This is a genomic window from Dehalobacter sp. (genome assembly GCA_023667845.1).
Classification (GTDB): Bacteria; Bacillota; Desulfitobacteriia; order Desulfitobacteriales; family Syntrophobotulaceae; genus Dehalobacter.
On record JAMPIU010000008.1, the window covers coordinates 1 to 9,433 of the forward strand.

The following is a 9,433-nucleotide window of genomic DNA, read 5'->3' on the forward strand; positions in this document are numbered from 1 at the left end:
GAAGTACGGGGCCCACCCTCCCGAAAGAATGATATCATCGTGGTATTTGTTTAGCGCTATTCCGAGCTCGAGCAGGGCAGATCTGGAAGCTTCTGTTATTGCATGTGCATAAACCATCTATCTCACTCTACCCGTCAATGACTCCCTATCCTGTCTGTCTCACGGATTTGTATAAGAATTTTAAACTCAAAAGATAGATACATTGCGATACATGACCTGACTATATGCCGGGAAAAATGGAAATAGGTTTACGTATAATCCATTACCTTTATTGAGATACTTTTATCGTCCAGTCGCCAAATGACATTACACTAAGTAGATAAACACCACTGGAGGTAATGGACATGGCTTTTGAGCTAGTGGATGTACCAATGTCATTAGCTACAAGTCCAACCATATTACCCTGATTATCCATTAAATAGACTATAAAATTCATAGCAAATTTGCTATCATCAACATTTGAGGACTCAAACCTTACTAAGCCTGATTTTAGATAGAATGGTTGTGTTGCTCCATATCCCGATCCGGAAAGGGTAACGGGCACAGATTGGGCCGTTGTGTATCTTGGTTGTTCTACAACAACGTTCCATGAGCCGAATGAGGTAACATCTAATATGTAGTCGCCTGCCTTATCTATCTTCATTGGAGTAGCTGAATCCGATGTACCTATAGCGTTAGCGGCTAATCCAACTGTCTTACCGTTACTATCTAAAAGATTGATAATGAAGTTCATCGGAAATTGTCCGTCATCAACGTTCTTGGTATGGAATATTGTTAGCCCTTTTTCAAGGTGGAATTTTTCTGTTGCCTGGCTCTTAGAGCCCGAAAAAGTCATATCCGGTATTTGTGTTGGCGCAGGTGTAGGCGCTACGGTAGGCTTTGGCGTAGCTACTTGTGTAGGTGTTTGAGTCGGTGTCTGTGTCGGGTTTACGTTGTTATCACTCGTAGATGATGAGCTAGTACAGCCCACAACTGTCAGAATGCTTAAAACTAACATTATCACTAACAATGCGTTATACCTCAAGCGCCAACACTCCTAAATAAAATTTCTAATTATAGATATATAAGTTATTGGTACATGTGTAATCGCCTATGTTATTAGCTGTAAACACAGGCATAAGCACCCGTCGCAGATCTTTCCAGTTGAGGTGCATTAGTCAGGAACCGCTACAGACAACACAAACATTTAACCTACTGGTTATTTATTAGCTGCTTTGTTTAACATTAAGCACATACATTTAAGTTGGTTTTTCATGCCAATACGTCTCGTGGAATTCTAAATAATTCTTTATTAAATCTCGATCAAACTGTACATTCGTTGGAACAATATTTTTATTAAAAATTTCCAATCTACAGGTGCAGCCTGGTCGAAGCGGAGGTACAATTATATAAGGGCTATTGATATTCCAAATCTTCCCGTCTAAAGACCTGCAGGGACCCCATTCAAGGTCTTTCTTTGAAGCTTTAAATCTTATTAAATTGGCACCTTGCGCACGATAAATCGATAGATATGTACAATTGTTAATATCACGATAAAGAGTTTCTGCAAATACCTTGGCAGTAGTCTTATCAAGATCGATAAATTGGATTATTCGATCTCTTAGTTTTGCTATAGATTCACCCTGATTATAGCTTTCAATAACATTATCGATCAAATATTTTTTCTGCTCGTCTGTAAGCCAAGATATTTTTAATACTGTTGTTACAGTATTTTCTTTCATTAACTGAGTCCATCCTTTTCCAAAGATTTCTTGTTTTCGGGAATTATTAAACCATGCAAGTCGGTATTGATCATAGAGAAGCCCAGATTTTTCTTCAATTTGTATATTAAAACGAAGGTCTTTTACTAGCTCATCGAGCTCATTCTTCTCTAAAGGCGTGATCAATCTATCTGAAATCTGTCGATTTAATGTTAAATCGAGAATAGCTTTTATTTTAACACTTAATATTTTAGTAACAGTGTCTTCTGGAATTTTAAGGTCTTCAATTAATTTATACAGAAATTGGATTTCATCAGGGCTAACTTTTTTATCGACAAGAATTTTATCAATCTCATCTACTAACTTAGCCCTAATAATTTGTGAATGAATGCTATCAACATTATCAATCTTAAATATAGTTTTTAAATGTTCAAGATTGACTAATTCACTATCATCGATTCTATGATCTGATAAAGTATGGGTGAAGTACAATTTATATATAAGTGCCAGTTCATCAGGAAATTTACTAAATACGTTTATGCCATAGCTGTCATTGATTCTTTTAATATCAGTATCATGGACTTCTTTAACATCTTGAGTATTTGATAATAAATTGTTTATTTCTATCAGGCTATTTCTTGCATTTTGTTTACCAAGGAGATTTTGAAAAAAACTTTTGTTTTGCATCTGTTGAGGTTGGAAAGGAGCTACCACTAGGGATCACATCGCTTAACTATTAGTTAAACTCCTAAATGAATTTTATTATTATAAGTTATATAGTCGATGTTTAACCTTCATCTTGCTCATTCACAATATTTAAAATTGCCAGCAATGAGGCTTATTATGTGTTCCATTATGTGTTCCTAAAATCTTACCGTAGGGATTGAAGCCACAGACTTCCGAGGCATTAAGGATGCTGTTGTATTTATACTATATGGGGCAAACCGGTTTTTTTAAATATCAAATATTAGCACAATTTTAATATAATTCAAATTTTACTTAATATTTAATAGCTTGGAACACTAAAACTAGATTTGTATTCGCTGGTGAAACCAATGGATTTGGTATCAGGCATCTTCATAATAATTGCATTTATTGTTGGCTTTTTTATTGCTACTTCATTATTTTGGGCTTTTATTAAGAAAAAAGATCAAGAAATTAAAGCTCTTGCCGGAGAACTAAAAACTGAGTCAGAGCAAAAAGCTGCTGCTATTGAAAAAAGTAACAATGTAACAAGACTAGAAAATGAAGTAAAGGAAAAAATTGATTATATTTCTACTCTGGAAAGAGAAAATTCGTCTCTAAAGACTAAGATAGAAACCGAAGATGAGAAGCTTACTCAGGTCAATAATGCTAAACAACTGCTCATCGAAGCATTCAAAGCACTATCTGCTGACGCGTTAAGAAGTAATAACCAAGAATTTTTAGTTCTAGCTAAATCTACATTAGATGCTTATCAAGTTAGTGCAAAAGGTGATCTTGAACTAAAGCAGAAGGCGATTGATGATCTCGTAAAACCAATAAAAGACTCTTTGGGTAAGATCGATGAAAAAATTAGCCAAGATGTTGAAAATCGAAGAGTGTTAAATGCTAGTTTATCTGAGCAAATTAGATCTCTGGCATCTTCTGAGTCGCAACTATTAACTGAGACAGCAAATCTAGCAAAAGCCTTACGTAAACCTACAGTTAGAGGTCAATGGGGTGAAGTACAGTTAAAACGTACTGTGGAATTGTCGGGAATGGTAAAACATTGTGATTTTAACGAGCAAGTCCCTATTAGAAATGTTGATTGTGATTTAAGGCCGGATTTAATTGTATATCTACCGAATAATAAAAGCATTATCGTTGATTCAAAAACCCCTTTATCTGCATATTTAGAAGCTATTGAAGCTAAAGATGAAGATGAAAAAGTTATGAAATTGGACGAACATGCTAGCCAAGTTAAAACTCATGTTAACCAGCTCAGTAGCAAATCCTATTGGAACCAGTTGGAATGTACCCCAGAGTTTGTTGTGATGTTTCTCCCTGGAGAATCAATTTTTAGTGCTGCACTTGAGAGAGATCCAACACTCATTGAATATGGTGTTAATAATCATGTCATTATCGCTACACCTACTACACTGATTGCTTTACTTAAAGCAGTTGCATATGGCTGGAAGCAAGAGGATATTGCCAAGAATTCAAAAGAAATAAGTGAACTCGGAAAGGACCTCTATAGTAAGCTTAGGATTTTTAGTGATCATCTTATCAAAGTGGGAAAAAACTTGGATAAAGCTGTTGAATCCTATAATGATGCTATTGGTTCTCTTGAAATGCGTTTATTGAGTACTGCAAGGAAGTTTAAAGATTTGGAAGTATCAGTCGAAAAAGAGATCGAAGAAACGAAACAAATTGATCATAGAACACGCGTTATCCAAAGTGAGGAATTAATTGCTGATGGTGGCGACTCTAATTTAAAAAAGGATTTATCTAAAAAGGATTGATAAAACATTTTACGCAATTATATAGTTAACAGTCTTTCACCAAATTATTTAGAATAATCTATAAATAATGGTAAAGATGGCCCGTTCACTCGATCATCGAATTCTCGATGATTTCATTCCATGTTCTATCCTTTAAAAACCTGGCCATGTACAGTGTAAAAGGTATACAGACTGCGAGTGAAAGAATCGCCGATAGCCCCAAAATAACAATTCCGCCATTGTTGTACGTTTGCTGGTCTATGATCACTGGCATTACCTGTGAAATCGTTCCTATCACCAGATCTAAAACAAAAGCGATCACGGCTGCTAAAAGAATAGCTAACGTAAATGTACATACAAGGCCCGCAAAGATAGCGATTACATATCTTTCCAACTGCTTCATATGCTACACCGTATATACTGCAATCATGCTACTGATCAGCTATCGCATGTTATATTGTAAAATACGCGGGAAAGAAAATTAATCTTTGCCGTAAACTTCGGCCCCGGTAATGACATTTTATATTATGGCTACCGATTAATGACAATCCGGACTCATTATTAGCGGAATCCCGTATTAAAATAACTCACAGTCTACCTGATCCAGAGTATAGTATTTCTGGCCGCTCGCGCTGGTACTGACCGCAATATGATAATAGTCCAGCTGCTCTTGCGTCATTGTCGTCGGGTCGGGCGGCAGGCGTATTCGGAGGCCGATTTCATTCCGGCTGCTGTGGAGCAGGCCCCAGGAAAAAATGGTCATATACCTGATCTCTTCCGGTCCGCCGGGGCCGCAAATCGCGTAGGTATCGATGGCGTAAACGGCATCTGATTGGTCGCCGCCGGACAGGTCGGTATACTGCCATTGATTGAGCATGGTGGAAAACCGGTTTTTAGCTTTATCAGTTTGAGTATCCGGGCTGTGCATGACGGGCTTACTGGAAGAGTCCAGGACCATTTCTGGTGTGTATCTCGGCCACGTATTATCGTGCAGGCTGTCGGTTGCTGTTGATAACATGATCGCATAATAATCCTCCTGCCCGTGGAGATTCATCGTCGAGAAAGAACTCACGTCTAAGCTCTCGTCGATTCTGAGTGTAATGGTTTTCAAGCCGTTCGCCGACAGTAATCCGTAGCCTGATCTCGTGGCCCCGAAACCGGCAATTTTTATTGGCATTCTCCACCCGGTTTCAAACGGGCCTTTGAACCAGAATGCGTGGGGGGCCATCGAAACCGACATGACGTTGTAACTATCGCTTTTCAGGGGAAAGATACCACTCGACGTCTTGACCACTTTCGTCCAGACATAATAGGAAGCGTTTTCGCCTGGAATATTGGACGGATAATGTACGGGCGTTGTTATTACTGTTCCCGGGTCTTCCGATTTTAGGAGGACCGTATACAGTATGAACACTAATATTACGATAGCCAGCAGGGCAACGATTCGAAAAACCGGCTTTTTACCGAAAAATTTCTTAATATCCATACTATCACGAGACGCCAGCAGTCTGAATAAGGCCATTACAGGATATGGGCTTCCACAGGTAAATATTATCCTTCAGGTAATTATTAGCCGACCTTATATGATTACTGTTGTCCGAACTGCCCAAAAAAGCAGCGACAAACGCTCGGATGATAACGAGATGTCCTGCGTTTAAATCGCAGCGGGCCCATCATACATCTGGGGTATATGATAGCTCGAAAATCAGTTTTTTCTCATATTAATTAGCGAATATAAATTTATTCGATGGCTGGCAGCATGACCACGAACTTAGCGACCCATATGTTATCAGTGTTAATCGTGTAATGGTTTGCTATTCTAATGATTAATATATTAGTAATATTTATATTATAATTATGATATTAATATATTTAGCCTTAAATGGTTAACGATACACAGTCCACCCACCAAACGACAACTGACTACCAGTTTTAACACGAAGCGGCCAGTCACGGCGGGATCGCTAACCATCCTGAAGGGTCACAAAACAAGCCGGCCATGTCTCTGTTTTACCACCAGGACGTGATGGCCATGATATCACAAGGACAATGGAGGAACTACGATGAAGAAACTATGTGCGATGTTCGTCATCGCTATCATGCTACTTGCCGTCTTTCCGACGGCCGTCCTGCCATCAAGCGCAGCGGGGCCGCAGAAGACGGCGTTGACCATCAACACCCCGACCAACGTTTACTCCAAGCAGGCGTTCGCCATCACCGGCAAGCTCATTGCCGGCGCTGGCACGGGCGTTAGCGACATGTCGATCACCATACAAAAATCCACGAACGGCAAAACCTGGACCACCGTGGGTAACAGCGTAACCGACGCCGATGGGTACTACACGGTATCGACGAGCGAGGGCACCAGCGGGGTATACCTGTACCGGGCCTCGTTCGCGGGCAACAAGCTGTACAAGGCCGTGACATCGGCCCGAGTCAAAGTAGCCGTGGACTCCACGATCTTCACGGGTCTCACTCTTACCGCCTCGCCCGATACGATCTACCCGGGCGATTCGGTTAGTGCCGTAGCATGTTTGATGGACGGGACGGGTAATCCCATATCAGGAAAGTATATCCACTTCGACTTCGGCGGATGCTACCAGGCAGATGCCTTATGCGACGCCAGCGGGCACGCCTACTGCACGGCGGCGATCGCCGCAGACCCCGGCACAATTGCCATCGTGGCAACTTACGACGGCGGGTGGGGATACGCCCCGGCAACCAGCACAGCAACCGTGGAAGTGAAGGATAAGCCCCTCGTTGCCACCACGCTCACCCTCGACCAGCCTGGTGGTGCCACCGCTGGCCAGCCCATCACATTCACCGGCTCGCTCACGGCCGCAGATGGAGCGGTCATGTACGGCCAGGAGGTCCACGTCCAGGCGTACAATCCTGACACAGGACAATGGGACAACATCGCCATATCGAAAACCAACGGGCTGGGGGCCTTCACAGCCAGCGCCACCATAAGCATGCCGGGAACATGCCAGGTCTGGGCCGTGTACGACGGCGGAGACGGGTACGCCGGCGACACGAGCGACCCTAAAAACGTAGATGTGGAAAAAGCAAAACTCGCCACACCCTCCGACCTGGCGCCGCCAGATGGGAGTACGTATGTGAACGTGTACCCCCGGACTACGACCCTGTCTTGGAGCCCGGTGGAAGGTGCCGATAGCTATCTGGTCGAGATAGAATTTTACTCTCGCAGTAATAACGTCTGGATCAGCGGCGATCCTGTCACAGCGACCGGGACATCCTACACGTTCAATTTCCCTGGGGACCAGCCCGGCAGGTGGCGGGTTACCGCCCTGGACAGCACAGGACTCCGGATCGCCTCCGATCCGAGCGCCTGGTCAACCTTCGAGTACAAGTTCGATCCGTCCACAACACTCACGTTTGCGGTCGAACCCGTATGGATCTACCAAGGAGAGGACATAACCTTCAGTGGCAAACTCACCGACGTTAATGGAAATGGCATTGCGGGCAAAACCATTAAACTCCAGAGTCGTTATGTTGACGAAATCGGTTACATATGGAGGGATGTTCCCGGAGTGACCTTTCAAACGGACGGGTCAGGGGCATACACTGGCACCCTCACTCCATACTGGTGGCCCAACACGTATGAATTCCGGACGGTCTACGTGCACGAGATTGGAGTTGGATACAACGACGCCGTGAGCAACGTGGATACGCTGGAAATAAGGGAAAAGAAACTGGCCGCGCCCACGCTGGTGTCGCCGGAAAACGGGGCCGAGATCACGGATAACCAGGCGATCCTCAAGTGGAGCCCGGTTCCGAACGCCGACAGCTACGAGGTTTGCTATTGGGGCGGCATGATCCCGGAAATATATAAAACGGTGTACTCGACTGAATGCGCGATATCTGCTATCGAAGGTATGAATTATCGGGAATGGAAGGTGCGCGCGTTGGACAGCACAGGAGCCTGTATAGATTCTGAATGGAGTGCCATTAATCACTTCATTCTCGAGAAGCCGAAACTCGCCGCGGCCACGCTGGTGTCGCCAGTTGACAGGGGAGGATTCGATGCCTTCGCCACCACACTGACTTTCACATGGGAGCCCGTCCCGAACGCCGACACCTACGTGATAAACTTCATACCAGAGGATGGAATTCATGATTACATTTCCAGGACGGTAACAGAGACATCCTGTACGATCGACAACCCATCCGGAGGCTGGTACAGTGAATATGCATGGCAGGTGTCCGCCTACAACAGCGCGAACTTATATGCGGCCTCTTACAGCCCCTTATGGCACTTTACTATAGGGGGGATAATGTAAGTTTTAAAATTATCGAGGGCCGGGCATAAGCTCGGCTTTCTCTTTTTTTATCAATCAATAAACCTTTAGATAAGACATGGGCCACCTACTTAGTCGCATATTGCAGATTTATCATTTCACTTTCAGACTAATGTTAGCTTTATGCCCTAAGGCCCCTGCTTTAATGCAGGGGTTTAGGTTGGTGGAAGGGCCGTGTTTTTAATAAAAATGATCGAACTATTCTCAGACTGATACGTGGTCAATTCATCATTGAGCGTAATAGTTGTTTCTCTAATCCCGGTAATCTTTAATATGTAATGCCTGTCATCAATTTTATTCCAGGTGCCGGCAATTAAATTGCCTCTCCAGTTGTAACTCAATGTACCGTTCTCGAAGAACTCATTGTAGTCGAATTCTGTATTCGTGTCCGGCCCGTCTTCAGCTTAGAAAAAATGAAAGGCGGCGTGTTACCGCCGCGCTTGAATCTTTGTCTATGCCGTAGCCGCGTATGCGTTGACCAGGCCGAAGCCGTAGTATGTGTCCAGGCCGTCGGTGCCGAGGTCTATGGCCGTTCCGTCCAGCTGATTCCGGACACCTGCCGCGTTTGTGGTGCCATCGGCGATGATCAGGGCCGCGGTCCCCGCCACGTGGGGCGTCGCCATGCTCGTGCCGCTCAAGGTCGCGTAGCCGCCGCCCTTATAGGTCGATAAGACGCTCACGCCCGGGGCGGCAAGCTCCGCTTCGCTGCCGATGTTGCTGAACGACGCGACGGCGTCGGAACTATCGGTGGCCGTGACGACTATCACGGAGTCGTAAGCAGCCGGATAGCCGACGGGCCCGCCATATTCATTGCCTGCGTTGGGCCGGACTTGTGGATTTGCCCTAATTGTATCGTCGGAATGGTGAAATGGGGAATGGCGCATTTGTAGGATGTCGCTTGTTCCTGTCTAATACTGCTGTGCAGGTCCGCCCGGTCAAGTATGCGTTTCTT

9 protein-coding genes are annotated in these 9,433 nt (G+C 44.0%); 2 read left to right on the plus strand and 7 right to left on the minus strand.

Annotation, left to right across the window (positions count from 1 at the left end):
* Positions 1-268: 268 nt before the first annotated feature.
* Both NC238_00675 and NC238_00680 read right to left on the minus strand, forming a co-directional pair.
* Positions 269-1,024: a hypothetical protein gene (locus NC238_00675; protein MCM1564469.1), complete on the minus strand. Its 756-nt coding sequence runs from the start codon at positions 1,022-1,024 to the stop codon at positions 269-271.
* A 214-nt stretch (positions 1,025-1,238) separates the two neighbouring features.
* On the minus strand, positions 1,239-2,414 hold the full coding sequence (locus NC238_00680; protein ID MCM1564470.1) for a hypothetical protein: 1,176 nt from the start codon (positions 2,412-2,414) through the stop codon (positions 1,239-1,241).
* A gap of 341 nt (positions 2,415-2,755) precedes the next feature.
* On the opposite strand from NC238_00680, the gene rmuC reads away from it, so the two are divergent.
* Positions 2,756-4,183, plus strand: a complete 1,428-nt coding sequence (gene rmuC, locus NC238_00685) for a DNA recombination protein RmuC (protein MCM1564471.1) — start codon at positions 2,756-2,758, stop codon at positions 4,181-4,183.
* An 85-nt stretch (positions 4,184-4,268) separates the two neighbouring features.
* Here the strand turns inward: rmuC and NC238_00690 are convergent, their stop codons facing one another.
* Positions 4,269-4,565, minus strand: a complete 297-nt coding sequence (locus tag NC238_00690; GenBank protein ID MCM1564472.1) for a hypothetical protein — start codon at positions 4,563-4,565, stop codon at positions 4,269-4,271.
* A 174-nt stretch (positions 4,566-4,739) separates the two neighbouring features.
* Entirely contained in the window at positions 4,740-5,684 is a 945-nt protein-coding gene (locus NC238_00695) for a hypothetical protein (protein MCM1564473.1), read from the minus strand.
* 541 nt (positions 5,685-6,225) lie between these two features.
* Here NC238_00695 and NC238_00700 point away from each other — a divergent pair.
* Positions 6,226-8,463: a hypothetical protein gene (locus NC238_00700; GenBank protein ID MCM1564474.1), complete on the plus strand. Its 2,238-nt coding sequence runs from the start codon at positions 6,226-6,228 to the stop codon at positions 8,461-8,463.
* A gap of 173 nt (positions 8,464-8,636) precedes the next feature.
* Here NC238_00700 and NC238_00705 read toward each other — a convergent pair whose 3' ends face one another.
* From NC238_00705 to NC238_00715, 3 genes are all read right to left on the minus strand, one after another.
* A complete protein-coding gene (locus NC238_00705) occupies positions 8,637-8,822 on the minus strand; it encodes a hypothetical protein (protein ID MCM1564475.1) in 186 nt (61 codons plus the stop codon).
* Positions 8,823-8,933: 111 nt separating this feature from the next.
* Positions 8,934-9,248 carry a S8 family serine peptidase gene (locus NC238_00710; protein MCM1564476.1) on the minus strand — a complete coding sequence of 105 codons (315 nt, stop codon included), beginning with the start codon at positions 9,246-9,248 and terminating at the stop codon, positions 8,934-8,936.
* Positions 9,245-9,433, minus strand: a 189-nt coding sequence (locus NC238_00715) for a hypothetical protein (protein ID MCM1564477.1), incomplete at its 5' end; no start/stop codon positions are given. The genes NC238_00715 and NC238_00710, both read right to left, overlap by 4 nt.

Bases quoted from the DNA above. Each gene is read 5' to 3' on its own strand.
- rmuC (MCM1564471.1), top strand. From the start codon at position 2,756: ATGGATTTGGTATCAGGCATCTTCATAATAATTGCATTTATTGTTGGC.
- NC238_00690 (MCM1564472.1), bottom strand. From the start codon at position 4,565: ATGAAGCAGTTGGAAAGATATGTAATCGCTATCTTTGCGGGCCTTGTA.
- NC238_00695 (MCM1564473.1), bottom strand. From the start codon at position 5,684: ATGGCCTTATTCAGACTGCTGGCGTCTCGTGATAGTATGGATATTAAG.
- NC238_00700 (MCM1564474.1), top strand. From the start codon at position 6,226: ATGAAGAAACTATGTGCGATGTTCGTCATCGCTATCATGCTACTTGCC.